Origin of the sequence: Spirosoma sp. KUDC1026 (assembly GCF_013375035.1) — a bacterium.
GTDB lineage: Bacteria > Bacteroidota > Bacteroidia > Cytophagales > Spirosomataceae > Spirosoma.
Map to the genome: position 1 here is coordinate 3,439,543 of NZ_CP056032.1, position 20,868 is coordinate 3,460,410.

Here is a 20,868-nt window from a genome sequence, read left to right on the forward strand (position 1 = left end):
GTGCGTACAAAAATCGGGAGCCATCGGAAGATTTCCAGCGGGAGAAAGCCTGATGGCGGCATCCGGTAACGAAACCTGAATTTTAGAACGAACACGATAATCCAATCAAAAAGTTTGCCGAACTCGCAGCGGTAAACAGGGGAACGACGGGGGCGAAAACAACGGCCGGGAGGAGTAGTTATCTGTAATACGTATGGAAGAAGCAAAAGTAATAGTCAATCCGATTTCGCCGGATAAAGTGGCCGAGGCACCGGGTTTGCTCGAGTATGCCCACACGGCCGGGGGCGCTGTCGTGCGGCCGGAAGATAAAGGAAAAATTACGGGGCGGGCGGTAGCGGCCATGCGCGAGCAGACCGATATGCAGTTAAGCCAGCTTTATAAGCAGATGCAACTGCTGGCCGAACAAGCAACAGCTATCCGAAACCGGGTGGAGATTTCGGAGCGGATTTATTCGGCACACATGAGTTTTGAGCCGGTTGTCGGTCATACGTATTACTTTTACCAGCGAAAAGATGGTACCGACCTGCTGTCGATGATCGCACCGAACGAATGGGGCCGAAAATTTCCCTTCGAACGCTGCCTGGCTACCGTCCGCATGATGGCCGATCATACGTGGGATGTGTATTATCACGAAACAGAATTTTCAATGAGTGAATGAGTGAATGAGTGAATGATCAAACCAGCGGACTGCAACTAGCTTCTGCTTTTCATTCACTCATTCACTCATTCGCTAATTCACTCATTAGACATGACTACGAATTTCCCCTGGGAAACCATTAAAGAGTACAAGGAGATTATCTTCAGCTACTACGAAGGGATCGCTAAAATCAGCATCAACCGTCCGCACAAACGGAACGCCTTTACGCCCCTGACTGTCAAGGAAATGTCGGAAGCGATGGAGCTGGCCCGGCAGGACGAGCGCGTGGGCGTCGTCATCCTGACCGGCGAAGGCGGAGACGCTTTCTGCTCGGGTGGAGACCAGTCTGTTCGCGGACACGGCGGCTACGTGGGCGAGGATCAGGTGCCCCGTCTGAACGTACTGGACCTGCAGATGCAGATTCGCCGGATTCCCAAACCCGTTGTGGCGATGGTGGCTGGCTACGCAATTGGTGGTGGCCACGTGCTGCACGTAATTTGCGACCTGACGATTGCGGCCGATAACGCTCGTTTCGGGCAGACCGGTCCGAAAGTTGGTAGCTTCGACGGCGGTTTTGGCGCGTCCTACCTGGCGCGGATCGTGGGCCAGAAGAAAGCCCGCGAAATCTGGTTCCTCTGCGAACAGTACGATGCGCAGGAAGCGCTGGACATGGGTCTTGTGAATAAAGTCGTGCCGCTGGATCAACTGGAAGAAACGACCGTGGCCTGGTGCCGGAAGATGCTCGACAAAAGCCCGATTGCGCTCCGGATGCTTAAGGCGTCGTTTAATGCTGAACTCGACGGGCAGGCTGGAATTCAGCAGCTGGCCGGTGATGCTACCTTGCTCTACTACCTGTCTGACGAAGCCAAAGAAGGAAAAGATTCCTTCCTGGAAAAGCGAAAACCCGATTTCAGCAAGTTTCCGAAATTTCCGTGATTCGACAAGGCCAGCTGCGTGCTGGCCTTTTTTTATGTCTAAAACTGGACGTATTGCCGAAAAAAGTTCGGTTCACTGGATGAATCGGCTATTTTTAAGCCGACAACCGAATTGTTTACGAATCCAGTCGCATGAAAAAAATCTTCCTTTCGTTGTGTATCCTTGGGTACACGGCTACCAGCCTGTATGCACAGGGCTCGCGGAATGCCACCCCACCGGCAACGCCCCCCAGAGAACCCGTAAAAAACACCGCTCCCACTTCGCCCAGCCGGACGCTGGACGCTGACGGCAAAGTGGAGACCAAAGGTGAGGTGACCATTAAAGGGCAGAAGGTGCCTTACAAAGCTACGGCCGGTACCATCCCCGTCTGGGATGAAGAAGGCAAGCCCGTTGCCGGCGTATTTTACACGTATTTCGAACGCTCGGACGTAAACAACCGGGCCGCCCGGCCGCTGGTCATTTCGTTCAACGGGGGCCCCGGCACGGCCTCCGTCTGGATGATGCTGGGGTACACGGGACCTCGTATCCTGAAAGTCGATGATGAAGGCTATCCGCTGCAACCCTATGGTCTGCGTGACAATCCGAACTCGATCCTGGACGTAGCCGATATTGTTTACGTCGACCCGGTCAATACCGGTTTTTCGCGCCCGACGAACAAGGACGTACCAGCGGCCAAATTGTTTTTCGGCGTCAATGCCGATATCAAATACCTGGCCGACTGGATCAATACGTTCGTGAGCCGCTACAACCGCTGGGCCTCTCCCAAATACCTGATCGGTGAGAGCTACGGTACGGCCCGCGTATCGGGCCTGGCACAGGAACTGCAAAACACGCACTGGATTTATTTGAACGGCGTAGTGCTGGTGTCCCCGACGGACCTGGGCCTGACGCGGGAAGGACCGGCTGGCGACGCCCTGAAACTGCCGTACATGACGGCTACGGCCTGGTATCACAAGGCGCTCCCCGCTGATCTGCAATCGAAAGACCTGACTGACGTACTGCCCGAAGTTGAAGCCTTCACGCTGGACGAATACATGCCAGCCCTGGCGCGGGCCGGATCACTGACCGACCAGAAACGCAAAGAAATTGCGGCCAAAGTGGCGCGCTACTCGGGCCTGTCGGAAACGGCCGTGATGCGGCAGAATCTGGAAATTCCGGCTAACTTCTTCTGGAAAGAGCTGCTGCGTGACAAAGGTTTTACCGTAGGTCGGCTCGATTCACGGTACCGGGGTATTGATAACATGGATGCGGGCACCGGGCCGGACTACAACGCCGAGCTGACCTCCTGGCTGCACTCCTTTACCCCCGCCATTAACATGTTCATGCGGGAAGAGCTGAACTACAAAACCGACTTAAACTACTACATGTTCGGTCCGGTACGTCCCTGGGACAGCTCAAATAACCACACGGGCGAGCAGCTCCGGCAGGCCATGTTGCAAAACCCGTACCTGCACGTGCTGGTGCAGTCCGGCTACTACGATGGTGCCTGCGATTATTTCAACGCTAAATACAACCTCTGGCAGATGGACGCGGGCGGCAAGCTGAAAGACCGCATGTCGTGGGAAGGCTACCGAAGCGGCCACATGATGTACCTCCGCAAAGAAGACCTGGCCACCAGCAACGAAAACCTGCGGAAATTCATCCAGAAATCAACCCCAAAACCAAACCAGCCCGCGAAGTATTAACAAGTAGCAGGCAAAACGGCAGGCCCACCAGTTTATGAACTGGTGGGCCTGTTTGTTTATCCGGAAGATACTTAGTTCTTCGGCGTCATCTCTGTTACGTCCAGCTGCTGAATCAGGGCGGGGTTTTCGGGGGTGAGGGTGAAAAAGATACGTAGCGTGCCGCGCTCGCCTTCAATGGGAAACCAGCCCCGTAGCTGATTTTCCGGCATTAGGTCACCCACGCGCTTCACAGTGCCAATTTTGCTGAACAGGACCTGGGTAGCTTTACGCCGGTTCTCGAGCGAATGGTCGGGGAAAAAGTTTTCGCCGAAGATGCCGCTTTGCATGGCGTTGGTCCAGTCGGGGAGGAGCTTGACCAGTTCGGCCTTGCGCTGCGCCAGTATGGGCGATACTGGTAACTGACGCGGTTTCAGCCCGGCGCCGTGGACCAGCGTATCCAGAATAGCCCAGTTGACGTTGCCGATATTCGCGTAAGTCAGGTTAGCGAACGCAACGACCGCAATCCCGTATTCGGGCATAAAACGCCACTGACTGCCGAAGCCGGGCAGCCCTCCGCTGTGCCCCACGTACTCCCGACCCTCGCCATCGCGCACCCAGCCAAGCCCGTACCCGTAATGACTGACGATGGGTGTAGCGCGACCGCCTGGAAATTTGAAGTTGGGACTAAAGCCGCTGAATGTACGGGGCAGGTGCATTTCCCGCAGGGAACTGCGTTTGAGCGGCCCCTTATCGGGGTCGTTGCGGGCGGGCCAGGCGGCCTGGTGATACGCAATGTACTTGCTGAAATCCTCGATCGAGGTTAGCAGGCCACCCATCGCTCCGTAGCTGCCATCGTGCAGCAGGTCTTCCTCAACCCATTTTCCGTCCAGCCAGCGATACCCGTGCGCCAGTTGATTGGCCGGAACGCGGGTAAATTCCCATTCCGTGTGCGTCATGCCGAGGGGCTTCAGGATTTGCTCGGTGATGTACTGCTGGTACGGCTGGCCCGACACTTTCCTGATGATCTGGCCCAGAATGGCGAAGGCCAGGTTGCTGTATTCGTAGGTGGTTTCGGGTACGTTTGACAATGATACGCCCTGCTTCAGGAAGGCCAGAAAATCAGCGTCGGGGTCAGCGAGCTGGCGGTCGCCCCAGGGGTTGTCTTCGGGGAAGCCGGCTGAATGGGCCATCAGGTTGCGAACCGTCATTGGGGGAGCATCGGCGGTGAGGGGCGTCTGCTGCCGCATTTCCGGGATGTAGGTGGTTACGGGTTCATCAAGGCGGAGTTTGCCTTCGTCACGCAGTTTCAGAATGGCCATAACGGTTACGCTCTTCGACATGGACGCAATCCGGAAAACGGAGCTTGGTGTAGCCAGGGTTTTCTTCGCTACGTCGGTATAACCCAGGCCGCCCCTGTGGACTAGTTTACCATCGATAACAAGGCCATACGTCAGCCCCGGAAAATGGTTTTTATCGGCATACTCCCGGAAAATTTTGTCGACAGCCGGATACAGCGCTTCGATTTTCTGTAAGCGGTCGCTGTCAACGAAAACAGGGGGTTGGTAGGTCTGCTGCTGCGATGCCGCTTTAGGCTGAGCCTGGACTGCAATGGACGTTCCCAGTAAAAACGCGAAGAAAAGTGCCGACCGGTTCATGAATTCGCTCAATAAGGTTAGGGGAGGGTGTAAAAATCGTACGTCAGTGTCCAGGTGAATTCCTTACCTGGTTCGGCCCGTACGGCAATGAATGGCTCCGGCGACAGGTTCGTTGGGCTCGTCCAGAAGGCCAGTTTCGACAGGGGACGATTACTCCGAATGCGGACACCCGCTTTCGTTTTCTGGTTCTCGACCCGGATATCGTAATCATCGGCCGTCGTGCCAAACCCCTTCAGACCCATGTACACGCTCTCACGGTTCAGCAGCCGCCGGTACGTAATGCGTTTGTCCTGCACGTCCAGCGCGTTGGGCAGCGAGTCGGTCGGGACGAGCGTAAAGGGGAACGTAACGGTGAAATCCGGTCCGGAAGGCTGCTCATCAATCATCAGGAAATTGTGGTCATACACATTCGATTCGATGGTCCGGGTGCCCGTGTTCTTCAGCCGGTGTTCGATCACCAGCTGCGGTTTTCCGGGTGTCAGCCGAACCGTTTTCTGATACGCGTAGGCATAGCCCGATGCATCCGTCAGCGTGTGCGTAAACGCTACCTGGTCGGCCTTCTTTTTCAGGCTACGCTGACCGGCGTTGACCAGCTCGTAGGGCGTCGTGAAGTTGTAGCGAGGTTCGTCGGGTTTACGCAGCACCCCAACCCCGATTTTAATAAACGTTTCGCCTACCTTGGCGTCATCATAGCCCAGGGTCGTAAATTCCTCAACGGGGCCCGTAATGGCGTCGTTTCCAGTAGGCTCGTACCGGGAAAACCACTTGCCGAAATAGTTGTGCCCCTTGTAAGTCAGCTTAGGAATCACCCCCGACCAGTCGAAGCGTTTGCCCCGGTAGTAGCCGGTTTCTCCATCGGGCAGATAGATCGTGGCGTCGACGATGCCATTACCGATAGCGGCCTGTGGGGGAGCGGGTTGGGCCGAAAGGGTCTGGTGAACGAAAAGAGAAACGAAACAAATAAGGGTAGTCTGGAGAGTGCGTTGGCGGGTCATTGGACGAAGAAGGGGATATAGCAACCAGTACCTAATAATCTGCTATCATTTTGACAAATATGCGATTGATATTCTGCAAGTTGGCGGATTAGTGTCTGTTTTTGCCTATTTCTACGTGAATAGAGGAGCGAACGTGTTGACGATCAGGGGAAAATAAGTAGATTTATTCGATCGCCCTATTTTCACCCTTTCTTTTATTCCAATGACCACTCGCCGATCTTTCTTCCGACAGGCGGGTACGGCTGCGGCCAGTGCCCTTGTGTTACCCGGTTTCCTACCCGAAACATTTGCGCTACCCCGCTGGACCGCAAATGCTGGTCAACAGTCGCCCGAACAATGGGCTCAGGACGAAGATTTCTGGTCCTGGGTGAAAACCGAGTATACCGTATCGCCGAATCTGCTGAACCTGAACAACGGCGGGGTGTGTCCGCAACCCAAAGTGGTGCAGGACGCCCACATCCGATTCTATCAGTACGCCAACGAAGCACCATCCTATTATATGTGGCGGATTCTGGATCAGGGACGCGAAGCCTTGCGTAGCAAACTAGCCGATCTGGCGGGCTGCTCAGCCGAAGAACTGGCCATCAACCGAAACACCACCGAAGGCCTGAATACGGTCATTTTCGGACTGAACCTGAAAGCGGGCGACGAGGTCGTGTTGACCAAACAGGATTATCCGAACATGCTCAATGCCTGGCGGCAGCGCGAAAAACGCGATGGGATCAAGCTGGTATTTCTGGACTTGAATTTGCCCAGCGAAGACGACGAATACCTGGTTCAGAAATACGTGAGTGCCTTTACGGCCAAAACGAAAGTGGTGCACGTAACGCATCTGGTGAACTGGGTGGGTCAGGTACTGCCCGTTCGGAAGATCGCCGATGCTGCCCATAAACGGGGCATCGAAGTCATTGCCGACGGGGCCCACTCGTTTGGCCTGTTTGATTTCAAAATTCCCGATCTAGGTTGCGACTATTTTGCGTCCAGTCTGCACAAGTGGCTCAGTGCGCCCTTCGGGAGTGGGTTGTTGTACGTCAAACAGGACAAGATCAAAAACGTCTGGGCGCTGCTGTCGAGCACCGAACCCGACGGACCAGATATTCGGAAGTTCGAGAGCCTGGGAACGCGTTCGTTTGCGTCGGAAATGGCCATCGGAACCGCCGTTGATTTCCACAACAGCATTGGCTCCGCCCGGAAATTTGCCCGGGCGCATTACCTCAAAAACTACTGGATGGAGCGTGTTCGCGACGTGCCGGGCGTGAAAATCCATACATCCCTCAAACCCGAGTACGCCGGAGCCGTCGGCATGTTCTCTATCGATGGTCTGACACCAGGCGAGATTGACGGGCAGTTGATGAACCAGTACAAGATTCACACCGTCGGTATTAACTGGGAAAATTTCCACGGTATCCGCGTAACCCCCCATGTCTACCACTCACCCAAAGATCTGGATCGCCTGGTAACGGCTATCACGAAAATCGCTGAGAAGCAGACCATCGCCAGTAAGCAGAAAAAGAGTTGATTTAATGATTGGCGAGACGAAGCAGGGAACCATTAGATCTCTGCAGCGTGGCCTTCGTGCAAACGCACGAAACGCCACCGGTAGGCAGACAAATTTATCAGGTATACAACCGGGGAGTTAACCGCGCCCCGATCTTCGACACAACTAACAACTACCGGTACTTTCTGAAGCAATATGCCCTGTATCTGGGTAATTACGTTGATACACAGGTCTATTGTCTAACACTCCGGTAGAAGCCATTCCCCGACAGGTAATCAACATGCCGGAGGCTGAACTAAGTCCAGTCTCCGGCAGCCAAAGGTTTCAGTTATTAACAGGGGGTAAGTCCTGAACGGGTACCCGACCCGCAAACGTCAGAATATCTATAATCCTCAATTGCCCATTTTTAGACCCAAACCGAGGAGTCCAGGTCGGATTGTTTAGGATCGAGTCGGAATTCTCTTTCAGCATCCGGATGAACACTTCAGCGACAATTCGACCGCCGACCGGGCCCAGCCGATTCCCCTTTTCCAATACTTCGGCTTCTTTCAGAATGTAATACCATAGGGGTGTTTGCTTGCAGAGTGCGCTGTTGTTCGCCGATAGAATAGCCACGGTCTTGTCATGCAACGCTTTTTGCTCGGGTGTAGCCGGGATGGTGATTTTTCTGAATCCGGGGCGTAGCAAAGGGAACGTGCCTGTTTGAATAGTTTTCTTCGGATCAGTAGGAGAAGTCAATTTTTTCGGAGCAACCGACAGAAGTGGACCAGTGAAAATTGGTACAAACAAGGTATTTTCAAACGGATTCGATTTTAATTGCGCTTCGGTCAGGGACGTAATGCCCATCTGTTGCGCAACCGACTGCCCCGTTGGCACCCCCAGGGCCAGGCCTCTCAACAGATTCCGGGAGGAGAGCATCGCCATAAAGTTCGTGTCGGGGTTGGGAACGCCGGGTAGTTTACCCATATGGAGCGCCACCCGCGTATCAATCTTCCGGCCTTTATTTTCTGCCTGATGGGTATCCGTTGAGAAGAAACGAGTCCAGTTTAAACGCCAAAAAGCGTGAGCGTTTCCCGAAAGACTGGTCTGGCCGCCCTGTCCTGTGAACAGAAAGGCGTTAAAAAATAACTCGTTCGGGAAATTATTGTTGAAATTATACGTATCCCGGATCATACTGTGACCAAACCGATAGGCCCCGACCGAAAACTCAACCGGCATGCGGATTGCGCCGGTAAATGGGTTAAGCGGATTTTTGAAGAATTTCAACCCATTCTGTAAAATGTCATCAACCGTAACTTCCCCACAGATTGTCCGAAGGAAATCGTTTAGTGTAGCCCACTGGTAGTGACGCCGGACTTCACGCTGGGCAATGGCAAACAGGTCAGCATCCGATAGACCAGGGCTTTCCAGCTTAAGCGCATCCACAACGGCATTGTGGTAGCAGAGGAATCCCAGATGCATTTGCTGAACGATCAAATTTTCGTCGTTCCGATTATCGCCAATAAGGGGAGCCAGACCGTCCTGATCACGGGGAATGTCAGTAATCATCCCTGACCCATTAATGCCCCCCGTCTTTATCGGTCCAGTTTTTAATTTGATTCCGGCATACAGGTGAGAGCTCAATGTCGGACCCCGCCCGTAAACCGAATCCAGATCAAAATTGGGGGTGCGCAGATTACTGATTTTAGTAGCGTCCTGTAGTTCAGTCAGCGTTGACGTATCATCCCGCGTAATGTCATGGTCCAGAAACTGTCCAAAATACGTGTAGCCCGAATCAACAATCGAGTCGTTGACTTTTGGGTCAGATAAGTTACCTGTCAATGTCAGATCGAGCATGGATTTGCCAAGATCTTTCATGGTTTGTTCGTTCACCGGCGTAAACGCCAGCCGTTCGGTAGCACCGTGCTTGAACATGTAGGTGAATGTGTCCCGAATACGGAGACGTGTAATTAGGTCATTGGCATTAACACGTGAAATGTCACGAATTAATCCATGATGACGGCCCAGCGCCATGAGGGGCTGCTTTTCGGCATCGGCCAGCGTAATCTGCTGCACCGAACCATCATCCAGTCTAAAGTTTAGTTTGAGATTTTGCAGCTCGGCAGACATGCCTGCGGCTGTCGACGTCGTGGAGGGCTCCATACGTAGGAAAAAAGTAAAAGAAGGGGTTAGGGAAAAAAGAATATAGGCGCGGTGGCTTACGGCTGGCCAGTCTGTAAGCATATCTATCGGCTAGCGTCGATAGCTGTCGGTAATCGCTAACATGCCTGTGTTAGCAGGATGAAAATAGAGGGGTACAATCAGTTGACTGCCAATTAATTGAGGGAACGGTAGTCGTTCTTTTTAACGCACAGCTATCCGGGAAAAACCAGTCGCGCCCAGCCAGCCTATCACCAGCCATCCCCCAACGGGCAATCCGAACATGATCGAGATCAGGCCGATGATGAACGCCCAGAATACGCTGGTCTGCCAACGCTCGGGGGTAATGTTCCGGGTAGCAGCCAGGCTGTGCAGCAGCAGCAACCAGCCCCAGCCCGTCAGCCAAAGCCCGATACCGTAAATCAGCGAAACCTTATCCGGACAGTTGCGTAAGATAATCAGCAGTTCGGGGAGCCAGATCAGACCGTACGTGAGGACGTAGCGGCCCAGCCGCTGAAACCAGAACAGCGGGAGATTAGGCAGAAGCAGTAGGTAACGTTGCTCGAAAGCGTGCTGCTGACGACCGACCTGCGAGTGCGCAATGATAGCCAGCATCAGCCCGATAAGCAGTAACCGCTGGTCATAATCGTCGGTGGGGTACAGGCGGCAAACACCCACCAATAAAAGCATAGAAATCGTTTTGGTCAGCACCAGCGATAGCGGCTCCTGTCGCAGCCAGTACGTAGGATAGAACAGTACATAAGGCAACTGAACGGACAAGGACGGGAGCGTCAGCGAAAAAGGAACAGGATTGCGCGGCCGAAAATCCGCGGCTGCAGCACCACAACCAATCAGGGCTATTAAAATAAACACAATGGCACTGAGCGATCCCCAGGTCTGATAATGGACCGCGCGAGCCAGCATCCAGGCTGCATACCCAATGACTGGCAGAAGCAATTGGGTAGCCAGTCCTAACCAGACTAAATACCGGTTCACGGGTGGAACGAGTCGGAACGTTCGCAAAAACAAATGCTCGGGTATCAGCAACTGATTTCTGACAAAACTAATCGTTCGCCAGGCGTACAAACCCCAGCCCACGAAAACCAGACTGAGCAGAAAAGGCGAACCCAGCGCAGCCGTGATGAGGGCTTCGTGGTCCATGGGTCGCATAAAACCAAAGGCCAGCAAGACGACAATCATCAGCGTTCCGGCGTTGCGGACGTAAAAGGGAAGTACCAGGGTGCGGTATAGGACAGTAAACATAGGCGCTAACTCACCGTTGTGATACCACCGTTACCAACTTGCCAGACGCACGAAATGGGAAGACCCGTCAGGCCAATATCCTGGTGTGAGGTGAGCCAGAATGATACGTTCTGCTCGCTATGAAGCAGCCGGATGTAGCCAAACAACCTGGCCGCGGTTGCTACGTCCAGGGTCGTCAGGGGTTCATCGAGGAGGATAAGGCGGGGAGAGCCCAGAAACGCCAGCAAAAGGGACAGCTTCTTGAGCATACCACTGGAAAACGTACCCGTTGGCTGTGTCCAGAAGGCGTCGACGCCCAACAGTTTAGCTAGGGTATTAATCTGATCGGCTGGTGCCCGTTTGGTCTGACCCACAAAACCCGCCAGGTCGCGGGGTGTCAGAAAAGCAGGGTAGAGGGGTTCGGCCTCGGCGTAGTTGACACGCAGGCGATAGGCAACCGGGTCGCGGTTAATGTCATACTGCTCACCCAGCGTAACGGTTCCCGAGAAGGGAAGCAGGCCCGCTATGGTTCGGAAGAACGTCGTCTTGCCGGAACCGTTGCTGCCCTGGAAATAATGCAGACCAGGCGTAAACTCAAGCGCCGGAATGGTCAGGACGGGGCGCCCTTCGTATGACTTCGTGAAATTGGTGACGGTGAGCAAGGGGAAGCAGTTGACGGTATGAGCCAGCAAGATACCCGTAAAGTACGTTGTGCGCTAACCTCTTTCCTTAGCGTGAAAGAGGTTAGCGCACAAACAAGCGTTACTAAGCCGCTGTCGCTACTGATTAATGATCCCGGATTACCTTCAGCGTGCGGGTTTGTCCGTTTGCCGTCGTGTGGAGCAGTAATAGTCCAGGGGCTTGCTGGTGTAGGTCGAACGATTGCTTCTCCGCGGTTCCAGCCTGCTCAATGAAGCGTTGGTCAATCACTTTCCCTCGACTATCAATCAAACGCATCTGCACCGATTGGCCTGCCGCGCCCGATATGGATACCTGTACGGATTCGCGAACCGGATTGCCTAAGAGGTCTACTGACAACGACGTAGTGTTTTCCTCCTGGGAAGCTACGCGTGCCCGGCCGCAGGCACCTTTGATGTCAAAAACGTACATCGCTACCTCGCCATGCTGACGTGCCATCAACGTCAGGGGCGTAGCATCGTAAGCCGTGCGTAATTCCGTGTCAACGAACTGGCTCGGATTGTTTGTCCAGCCCGTAATGCCAGCGGCTGCGTACTCGATTGGCGACCCGTCCCCGCCGGATATGCGGAACGTAATGGCCCCCGTCTGGCAGTTGTAGGTAGGCGTCAGTAGGCGAAGAGCCGTTGCTGACGAATCCACGGGCAGCTGTTGGCAATACGCGCCGAAATCAACTACGTAGCTCACGGTCTGTCCGCTCTGCGTCGCCTGAATCGTAACAGGTTTAGGATCGTTGCGGAGTTCCTGCTCGATGGTGCCAAAATCGTCGGTCAGCCGGACGCGCGTGACGCCCGGTGCTGTGTATGTAATTGGCGTGCCATCGCCCCCTGTCGTTCGGAACACGATGGCTCCCGTCTGGCAGTTGTAGGCAGGCATCAGCAAACGGAACGTCGTCGCAACGGCCGAACCACCCAGTTTAACCACCCAGGTAGCTACCGTATTGCCGGTTCTACCCGTTACGTCACCATCAGTTGAATTGGTCGTGCCGGCCACCAGATACCCGCCATCATTGGTAGCCAGCAACGACGTCGGTACGTCGCGGCCTGAGCCCCCGAAGGACTTTGTCCAGCCAATAGCTGACTCGTTCGTGAAACTGGTCAGGCGGAAATCACGCTGGTTAGAGGCTGTGCCGTCGAGAATAATACGGTTGTCTGTTCCGTCGCTGACCAGCGCGACGGGTGCGTAGCCGCCTGGTAACGTAAAAGCGGCCGTGCCGTCACCGCTTCCATTGGGGGCTATAGTCAGCGCCAGCCCAACGCCGGTAGCTCCCGATCCGACTGCGGTGTAGCGGTTGTCGGTGGCGGGATTGGCCATAACATCCCGCAGGGAGTCAAGCACCGGGTACGTATTCTGCCAGACAAGGTTGTACTTACTATCCAGCTTGATGGCCAGCCCCTGACTGCTGTTGGTGCCTTTGGTAGTGGCTTTTCCAATCAATAGATAACCGCCGTCTGTGGTCTGAATGGCTTTGCGAATAACCGGCGTTTGCGCCTGATTTGCTGTCGAAAAACGGATTCGCCATTGTCCTGTTATGTAACCTTCGGTAGATACCGTAGCCAGAGTGAGGTAGGAGAGGGCGTCGCTAAACGCACCAATCAACAGGAGCTTGCCGTTCGCGGTCGTTACCAGCGCACTGTTCGTAAGTTGAGCGCTTTTGTCAGTTCGCTCAACGGTTTTGAGCCAGGTCGTTTGTCTGTTCGCGTTCAGTTTAGCGAGGTAGTACCGGTTGAGCACATCCATCGCCAGCACAACCACACCATCGTCGGGAGTCGGAGTCAGCGCAATCGTCTTTTGAACGGCTACGTACCCCGCTGTGCTGTCGGAGTAAGTAGTGGGAATGGCCTGCGTCCAGACCAGATCGCCGGTTGTCGACAGGCGAACCAGCGTAGTACCGGTCAGCACGGCATACCCACCACTACTAACATTAATGGCCTTGACCGGAGTGTCGGCCATCAGGTTAGCTGTCTCGATGGAGCGTTGCCATTGGAGAACGGGTAGTGGCGTTGTCTGAGCCTGAGTGCGGAGGTACGCTAGTACCAGGCATAGTATACATAGCCACCAACGGGATCGCATTGGGTACTGGTTTCCCATAGCATTAGTAAGAATAGAATTACTGCTGCCCTATAGTACCCATCTGGTTGGTTAAGGTTGAAAAATGACCTTAAATGTGATAAAACGGGATTGGGTATAACCGGCTAATTGCCAGACGAGTACTTAAAAAAACTGACAAAAGGCGCGCTGGGATTTTGCCGTTAGGGTCGTAGACTTACTATTTGTAACCCCTGTCTAACTATCCCAGAAAAGATCAGTTAAGCGATATGATCAATTAAGCGAACAATGGCATGAATCGTTTTACGGACTTATTCAAGAGTATCTTAGACGTATCGTCGACGCAGTCGCGGAAGGAGTTCCTGAAGCTAACGGGACGGACAATCGCCGTTGGTACGGCCGGTGGCTTTCTAACAACTTACGGCCGTAGTCAGCCACCCCGCGGAGAACGCTCGGCGGTAATGCCGGCCGATACCGTCCCCAAGATTCAGCCGGTTTCGCCACCCGCGCAGATTCCACCGAAGGTGACCGATCCAATCGTGCTCGAACCCATCCGGGGCGATGCGGACCGGCAAACACCGCCCCTCCCGTCTCCGCAGCCGCCCGACACCCGCGTCGGCTATGCCGTCGTTGGGTTAGGGCACTTAACGCTGGAAGAAATTCTGCCGGCTTTTGGTCAGTGTCAGAAGTCGAAGCTGGTTGCCCTGGTGAGTGGGAGTCCCCAGAAAATGCAGAAAGTGGCGCAGCAGTACGGCGTTAAACCGCAGAACTGCTACAGCTATGAAACCTACGACAATCTGAAAAATAACCCGGAAGTACAGGTCATTTATATTGTGTTGCCCAACGCCATGCATGCTGAATACACCATCCGTGGGGCTCAGGCGGGTAAACATATCCTGTGCGAGAAGCCAATGGCAACCTCCTCCGCCGATTGTCAGGCTATGATCGATGCCTGTAACAAAGCCAATCGTAAACTGATGGTGGCTTACCGGATCCAATACCAGCCTCATAATCGGTACGTACGCGAACAGGTCCGGCAGAAAGTGTACGGTGCCCCCAAGTTTCTGGAGCTGTTCAATACGCAGGTGGAAGCAAATCCGCAGCACTGGCGCCACATCAGAGCCCTGGCGGGCGGGGGTGCCCTGCCCGATATTGGTTTGTATTGCCTGAATACGGCCCGGTTTATTTTAGGGGAAGAGCCAAACGAAGTGTTTGCCTATCAGTACAGCACACCGGGCAACCCCTTGTTTCGGGAGGTAGAGGAAATGGTATCCTGGCAGATGAAGTTCCCCAGCGGTATTATTGCCAATTGTGGTACCCACTACTTCGCCCACGAATCCCGGCGCTACCGGGTGATGTCGGAGCGGGGCTGGCATAACATCGAAAATGCCTTTGCCTACAATGGACAGCAGTTGCAGGTCGCCTATGCCGAAGGGCAAATCGAGCATCGGGACGAGCGGGAAATACCGGAGAAAGATCAGTTTGCGACCGAAATGGACCACTTCTCCGACTGCGTGCAGCAGGACAAGAAGCCATTTACCCCCGGCGAAGAAGGGTTACAGGATCAAAAAATTATGGAAGCCATCTACCAGTCGGCGCAGGAAAAACGACCGGTTTCGCTACCAACGGTTACAAAGATCGACGCTTTTCGGGGCCCTGAGCCACAATTGACGTAAACGCAGGGGAACGCTGTCACAGGCAACAAGGCAGTCTCTACACAAGCTGCCTTGTTGCCTGCAGTTATGATCCGACTCTATATCGTCTGTAATGCCGACGCGATAGGACGATTAGACGATTAGACGGGTTCCTGATCAAAATCAAGCTGCTCAATCAACGATCGCAACAAGTCGCTGGCCTTTCCTCGTCGGCTGTTAGAGGCCGATTGGCCAGCCCATAGGGAGATAAGTTCCGGAATATTATTTTGCTGGGCATACGCCCGTAAGCCGGCCGTCAAGCTATTCTGATACGTATAATAAGGGATAGTCAGAGTCGCCTGCTCCACCTGCTCCATGAAGCGATTCGTAATACCTCTGGCCCAGCGGCCGGAAAACGCCCTGGTCAACGCTGTTGAGGTATCGCTGGCTGACAGAACGGCGGTCTTATACGCTTCGCTGGCCGCGCTTTCGTCGGAAGCCAGAAAAAAGCTGCCTAATTGTACACCCTCTGCACCAAGTACAAAAGCAGCCTTGACTGTTCTGGCGTCGAACAAACCGCCAGCGGCAATCACGGGCAGTGATACTGCATCTACGATCTGGGGGAGTAAAGACAGTGAACCTACTTGAGGCAGGGGACCATCGGTCAGAAATGTACCCCGGTGGCCGCCAGCTTCTACACCCTGAGCGACTACGATATCGACGCCCGATTCTTCCAGTAAGATGGCCTCCCGAACACAGGTTGCTGTTCCGATTAGCGTGCTGCCCTGCTGCTTAAGCTGGTCAACGACAGCGGGCTCCAGCAGACCAAATGTGAAACTTACGATTGGAATCTGTTCGTGCAGAAGTACCTCGATCTGATCCTGGTAGCTGTAAAAGTTAAATTCAGTTAGTGCGGGTCGCGAAAAGGGAATACCATAGTCCTCGTAAATCGCTTCCAGCAGGTTCAGCATAGTGTCTATATCAGCCTGACTGGTAGAAACCGATGTTTCGTGAGCAAAGAGGTTGACGGCAAACGGTTTGTCTGTTTTGCTTTTGGTGGCCAGAATAAGCTCGTGCGTTTTTTCGGGCGATAGCCCACCAACCGGCAGTGAACCCAGCCCGCCGGCGTTAGCTACGGCAGCCACCATAGCCGGTGTCGTTACGCCCAGCATCGGGCCTTGTAGGATGGGGTAGGCAATAGCCAATTGCGTGGTTAGTTTCAACGACGTAATCAGGTATGAACAACGTTCACAGTATAGACCGGCTAAGTTATAGGATGAACTAGCTGACTAGGCTACGTGACCTTAAGTCAGCTCCTGAAAAGCAAAAAAAAAACAGCCCATTAGCAGGCTGCCTTGTTGCTTAGGTCTTTGTCGGGAAAATCTTACTTCAGCGAGCCTGTTGCCGTAGCAGCCTGGGGCATAGAAATGCAGTTTCCTTGTAACCAATCCCGTTTCAAACGTAAAACTTCGTTGTTTAACTGCTGTAAGGTTGGTGGTTTTGTAATAAAACCATTGGCTTTCAAGAGGGTCGCCTGCTGACGGTCTGAAAGCTGGTCTGATGTTGTCAGCATGATAATAGGAATGGTATCGTACGATGGATTCTGGCGAATAATTTTCAGCGCTTCCATACCCCCCATAAAAGGCATGTTAATATCCAGAAGAACCAAACTGGGCAAATAATCCGTCTGAGCCAGCGCCTGGATTAACTCTTCCCCGTTACTAAGGAGCCGCAATCTACATTCTGGACTGGATTGCTTAAAAACTTCCTTAACCAAATACCGGTCGTCTTCATCGTCATCCACCAGGAAGACGCACGCCTTAAACAATGAATTCATACGTAGTTGTCGTTCGATGAATAAACCCAGTGCTTTTCTGAATAGTTCATGATTTCATATATAAAAAATGCAAAACAAAAGCCAGGTTCATCAGGCAATAATCTGATCTATACAAAGCCAGATAGCAGCCCTAATTATAGATTGTTGGTTTCTGTAACCGGTAAGTTACAGGGGCGAATCTTAGTATAATACAACAGTGTCGTTTTCGTCGCTGGGCCAGATTTGCGGACCTGGAAAGGCTTTTGGCCTACCATTTAACGCTTACGCGAACACCGCCCAGCCCATTCCGCGCCGGAGCGGCATTATAGAAGCGATTACCGAAAGCGTTGAGGTCGTAACCCAATGAATACACCTGATTCAGCAGGTTGTCGCCACTCGCATAAACGTCGACCGTCCAGGCGTTGCCCAGTGACCGGCGAACGCCCAGCGTAGCCTGTAGCAGTCGCGTTGGGCTGGCTGATAGGGTATTGGCATCGTTGAGGAAGAATGGATTCAGGAACTGGTACGTCACGTGCGCGTACAGGCCGGGTTTCGTTTCCAGGTCCAGCCCGGTAACGAGCGTTACCGGCGCGACGCCCGGAATGCGATTATTCGATAAATCCGCCGTTCCCTGCTGATAATCACGGAACCGATAGTTCGTCAGCGTCAGGCTATGCCAAAGCCGAAGCAGCGAAACGAACGATGGGGTAGATGAGTTTGACGGCAGGATAAAATCATACGACAACTGGCCCTCAATTCCCTGTTGACTCGTGCGCCCCGCGTTTACAAAATATTCGGCCCCCGCAGCGTCAGACCGGCGGACGATGGTTTCGGTGAGCTGGAGTTCGTAAGCGGCCAGGTCGAACCGGAAGCGACTGTTCAACGCTGATCCACGCAGACCGATTTCGTAACTGGTACCGCGTTCGGGATTGAGTGTCGCGTTGAATCCGCCCGCCGACGGGCGAACCTCCTGGCTCGAAGGGGTCGAATAGCCCGTGCTGATGCTGGCAAAAGCCGATATGTTGGGACCAAACGTACGTAACAGGGCGACACGGGGTAACCAGACCGGCTGGAACTGGCGGTTCAGCAACGTAGCGGGTAAGGATCCCGCGCTTCGGATGGGGAACCTCGTAAATCCGTAGCGGCTGTCGTTACGGCTGATCCCCGCTGTCAGGCGGAAGCGGGCGGGCAGTTCGAGTTCGGCCTGCGCGAAGAGCGTGCTTTGCCGGGCAATCAGTTCTTCATCGGTCTGAATGGTGTCGGCTACGCCCCCCCGGTTGCCGAAATTACGGTCGACCGTGAAATTGCGGAGGTATTCAGCACCCACCGTGAAGGTAGCGGGCAACGGTCCGTCGGGCAGGCGGAACTGCGTAACGGTCCGACCGCCAAGACCCTGATCAGTACGTCGCTCGTAGTTGGAAATAAACGGGTTAGCGAAATCAGTCGTTGAGCCGTAAATAACCGTTGTGTTCTGAATCCGGTCGTTCCAGCGGTACTCCTGCGATACACCCAGAAACCCTATTTTCTGATAAATACCCGCCTGTTGCTGAACGCTGCCGGGCAGGGTAGGCGTTGCTGGTCGCGCTGCGCGGGGATTTGCCTGGAACTGCGCGGCTGTCAGACCACCGGGCGTCTGATAATGCAGATCCGAATACAGACCCAGTACCGAGATAGTTCGTTTCGGACTCACGGTAAACGAAGCGGTCAGGCTCAGATTATCCCGTACCACAGCGCTGTTTTCCCGGTAACCGTCGCTCTGCAGGTGATTGTAATTGAGTGAAATGGCCGAGTTATTGCGTCCGGTCTGCACAGAAACGCCATTGCCGTACAGGCCGTAGCTGCCTCCCAGCGCCGATAGCTCAACGCGGGTTTGTCCCGCGGGAACAGACAGGCCGCTGAACAACAGGGTACCCCCCGTGCCGGCTCCGTACAAACTGCCCGATGGCCCCTTAATGACTTCAACCCGGCCGAGTGACCGGACGTCCAGCGCATTCAGGGGGGTATTGCCCCCAGCGTCGGTCAGCGGAATTTCGTTCCAGTAGGTCTTGACGTTACGTACCCCGAACGGCGACCGGATGGCACTGCCCCGAATCGCAAGCCGGTAGCTGCCCGGGGAACGTTCGTCGGCCCGGACGCCCGGCAACGTATTAAGCGCCGGCACCAGCGTGGGCGTACCAAAGCGCTGATTCAGATCCCGGCGCGTCAGCAGACCGATGGACGCGGGAGTTTCCAGCAACCGTCGGTTGGTGGCGTAACCCCGCACAACGACCTCGTTCAGTTGGAGCGTATCCTCCAGCGAAGACGTAGCGGGCGTTTGCGCAAACGATGCCAGGGGGAAAAGAGAAGCAAAGGCGAAGAGTACTGTAGACGATTGGGCCATAAAAGCGAGCGAACTATACGCAAAGCTATACGCTGTAAAACGCGTACCGGTTCAGAATACCAAAATAAATTACCGCTACCGGGCCACCTCAATTTTATATTTCTTTCCTTTCATCTTCTGCTGGCTGATACTGGCCAGCAGTCCCGCTACTTTTTCGGTACGAACGGCGGCAAACGACATGAAGTCCTGCACGTCAATGCGGCCCAGATCCCCTTTGTCAAGCCCCCCTTTCTGACGGAAGAAACCCACGATGTCTACCTTGTTCACTTTGTTCTTCTTACCGCCACTGATGTACAATGTCTGAAAGTCAGGCGGATTTGGGAGAGGTTGCTGGGTGCTGGGGAGCCGGAACTCGGGAAGTGCTGTGGGGAGATAACTAGGATAGATCTCATCGCGGTGCACGATCACATACACCGTACCCGATGCCTGCATCCGGGCGGTGCGTCCGTTTCGGTGCACAAACTCTGGCTCGTGGGGCGGCAGATGGTAGTGGATGACGTACTTCATTTCGGGGATATCCAGGCCACGGGCCGCCAGATCGGTCGTAACCAGGTAGCGGACACTCCCGTTCCGGAACTGAATCAGCGCTCGTTCGCGGTCCTCCTGTTCCATGCCACCGTGATAGGCGCGGGCGTAGATACCCCGTTCGGTCAGCAGGGCGCTGCATCGGTCGGCCGTTTCCCGGAGGTTGCAGAAGATCAGGGCTGGTTCGGAGTCAAGGGTGCAAAGCAGATCAAACAGGGTGTCGATCTTGTCTTTCCGTGTCGCATAGACGACCTCTGTTGTGAGGTTTCCGGTCTGCGTATCGTCGGGGATAAACGTCAGGATTTTGGGCGACTGGAGCCCCACAAAATCAGGAATGGTCAGGCTGGCCGTAGCCGATACCAGTACGCGCTGACGCAGGTCCTGTAGTCCATCGATAATGAAGGCCATTTCCTCCTGAAAACCCAGCGTCAGTGATTTGTCGAACTCGTCCAGAATCAGCGTATGAATACCGTCCCGCGCAAATGATTGGCGGTCGATATGGTCAGAAATGCGGCCGGGTGTACCAATCATGACGGCTGGCGGATTGCTTAAATTCCGAATCTCGGTGTCGATGGAATGACCGCCGTAGCAAACGTTCACTTTGTACCCCGTCGCCATGGTTTTCCAGACCTGTTCGATCTGCAAGGCCAGTTCGCGGGAGGGAACCAGAATCAGGCACTGTACCCCCTTGTGACCGGGGTTGAGCAACTGAAGCATTGGCAGCAGGAAGGCGACGGTTTTGCCCGAACCAGTAGGCGCAATCAGAATGGTGTCGGTAGTCGTCTGGATAGCCTGCTGAGCGGCCAGCTGCATCGGGTTCAGGGCCGTGATCCCTAGATTCGCCAGAAGCTGATCTGGCTGTTGGGGTGTTATCATGCCCTAAAAGTACGGCAAAGACGAGAGGGTTATGGACAGGATTACAGGATTTGAAGGATTTTTATCATCCTCTTGCAGTAAACCAGGAGGATTTTTATCATCCTTCTAATCCGCCCGGCGGCCACC

General features: G+C 54.2%; 16 protein-coding genes. 6 read left to right on the plus strand and 10 right to left on the minus strand.

The annotated features are described in order from the left end of the window. Nucleotides 1-193 precede the first annotated feature (193 nt). The 3 genes from HU175_RS14395 to HU175_RS14405 all read left to right on the plus strand — a co-directional run bounded on the left by HU175_RS14395 (nucleotide 194) and on the right by HU175_RS14405 (nucleotide 3,258). Nucleotides 194-658, plus strand: coding sequence for a DUF2452 domain-containing protein (locus tag HU175_RS14395; RefSeq protein WP_176567262.1), 465 nt, complete (start codon nucleotides 194-196; stop codon nucleotides 656-658). Nucleotides 659-748: 90 nt separating this feature from the next. Continuing rightward, nucleotides 749-1,573 carry a 1,4-dihydroxy-2-naphthoyl-CoA synthase gene (gene menB / locus HU175_RS14400; RefSeq protein ID WP_176567263.1) on the plus strand — a complete coding sequence of 275 codons (825 nt, stop codon included), beginning with the start codon at nucleotides 749-751 and terminating at the stop codon, nucleotides 1,571-1,573. Nucleotides 1,574-1,704: 131 nt separating this feature from the next. Continuing rightward, on the plus strand, nucleotides 1,705-3,258 hold the full coding sequence (locus HU175_RS14405; protein WP_176567264.1) for a S10 family peptidase: 1,554 nt from the start codon (nucleotides 1,705-1,707) through the stop codon (nucleotides 3,256-3,258). A 71-nt stretch (nucleotides 3,259-3,329) separates the two neighbouring features. Here HU175_RS14405 and HU175_RS14410 read toward each other — a convergent pair whose 3' ends face one another. After that, nucleotides 3,330-4,892 (minus strand): serine hydrolase domain-containing protein, encoded by a 1,563-nt coding sequence (locus tag HU175_RS14410; protein WP_176567265.1) that lies wholly within the window; start codon nucleotides 4,890-4,892, stop codon nucleotides 3,330-3,332. A 17-nt stretch (nucleotides 4,893-4,909) separates the two neighbouring features. Continuing rightward, entirely contained in the window at nucleotides 4,910-5,887 is a 978-nt protein-coding gene (locus tag HU175_RS14415; protein WP_228724166.1) for a hypothetical protein, read from the minus strand. Nucleotides 5,888-6,089: 202 nt separating this feature from the next. Between HU175_RS14415 and HU175_RS14420 the strand changes: the two genes are divergently transcribed. Together HU175_RS14420 and HU175_RS14425 are read left to right on the plus strand one after the other, a co-directional pair. After that, nucleotides 6,090-7,406: an aminotransferase class V-fold PLP-dependent enzyme gene (locus HU175_RS14420; protein ID WP_176567266.1), complete on the plus strand. Its 1,317-nt coding sequence runs from the start codon at nucleotides 6,090-6,092 to the stop codon at nucleotides 7,404-7,406. Nucleotides 7,407-7,453: 47 nt separating this feature from the next. Then, nucleotides 7,454-7,639, plus strand: a complete 186-nt coding sequence (locus HU175_RS14425; RefSeq protein ID WP_176567267.1) for a hypothetical protein — start codon at nucleotides 7,454-7,456, stop codon at nucleotides 7,637-7,639. A gap of 70 nt (nucleotides 7,640-7,709) precedes the next feature. Here HU175_RS14425 and HU175_RS14430 read toward each other — a convergent pair whose 3' ends face one another. The 4 genes from HU175_RS14430 to HU175_RS14445 form a co-directional block, all read right to left on the minus strand. Beyond that, nucleotides 7,710-9,527: a peroxidase family protein gene (locus HU175_RS14430; RefSeq protein ID WP_176567268.1), complete on the minus strand. Its 1,818-nt coding sequence runs from the start codon at nucleotides 9,525-9,527 to the stop codon at nucleotides 7,710-7,712. 201 nt (nucleotides 9,528-9,728) lie between these two features. Next, a complete protein-coding gene (locus HU175_RS14435) occupies nucleotides 9,729-10,787 on the minus strand; it encodes a hypothetical protein (RefSeq protein ID WP_176567269.1) in 1,059 nt (352 codons plus the stop codon). A 5-nt stretch (nucleotides 10,788-10,792) separates the two neighbouring features. Continuing rightward, the gene (locus HU175_RS14440) at nucleotides 10,793-11,458 is read right to left on the minus strand and encodes an ATP-binding cassette domain-containing protein (RefSeq protein WP_410528561.1); all 666 of its coding nucleotides are present in this window, start codon (nucleotides 11,456-11,458) and stop codon (nucleotides 10,793-10,795) included. Nucleotides 11,459-11,552: 94 nt separating this feature from the next. Next, the gene (locus HU175_RS14445; RefSeq protein WP_176567270.1) at nucleotides 11,553-13,535 is read right to left on the minus strand and encodes a hypothetical protein; all 1,983 of its coding nucleotides are present in this window, start codon (nucleotides 13,533-13,535) and stop codon (nucleotides 11,553-11,555) included. Between the two features lie 269 nt (nucleotides 13,536-13,804). On the opposite strand from HU175_RS14445, the gene HU175_RS14450 reads away from it, so the two are divergent. Then, on the plus strand, nucleotides 13,805-15,187 hold the full coding sequence (locus HU175_RS14450; RefSeq protein ID WP_176567271.1) for a Gfo/Idh/MocA family protein: 1,383 nt from the start codon (nucleotides 13,805-13,807) through the stop codon (nucleotides 15,185-15,187). 119 nt (nucleotides 15,188-15,306) lie between these two features. Here HU175_RS14450 and HU175_RS14455 read toward each other — a convergent pair whose 3' ends face one another. From HU175_RS14455 to HU175_RS14470, 4 genes are all read right to left on the minus strand, one after another. Next, nucleotides 15,307-16,368 (minus strand): NAD(P)H-dependent flavin oxidoreductase, encoded by a 1,062-nt coding sequence (locus HU175_RS14455; protein ID WP_176567272.1) that lies wholly within the window; start codon nucleotides 16,366-16,368, stop codon nucleotides 15,307-15,309. Between the two features lie 161 nt (nucleotides 16,369-16,529). Continuing rightward, the gene (locus HU175_RS14460) at nucleotides 16,530-16,982 is read right to left on the minus strand and encodes a response regulator (protein WP_176567273.1); all 453 of its coding nucleotides are present in this window, start codon (nucleotides 16,980-16,982) and stop codon (nucleotides 16,530-16,532) included. A gap of 247 nt (nucleotides 16,983-17,229) precedes the next feature. Next, complete coding sequence (locus HU175_RS14465; RefSeq protein ID WP_176567274.1) at nucleotides 17,230-19,341, minus strand: TonB-dependent receptor; 2,112 nt, start codon at nucleotides 19,339-19,341, stop codon at nucleotides 17,230-17,232. Nucleotides 19,342-19,416: 75 nt separating this feature from the next. After that, complete coding sequence (locus HU175_RS14470; protein WP_176567275.1) at nucleotides 19,417-20,742, minus strand: DEAD/DEAH box helicase; 1,326 nt, start codon at nucleotides 20,740-20,742, stop codon at nucleotides 19,417-19,419. Nucleotides 20,743-20,868: the final 126 nt, after the last annotated feature.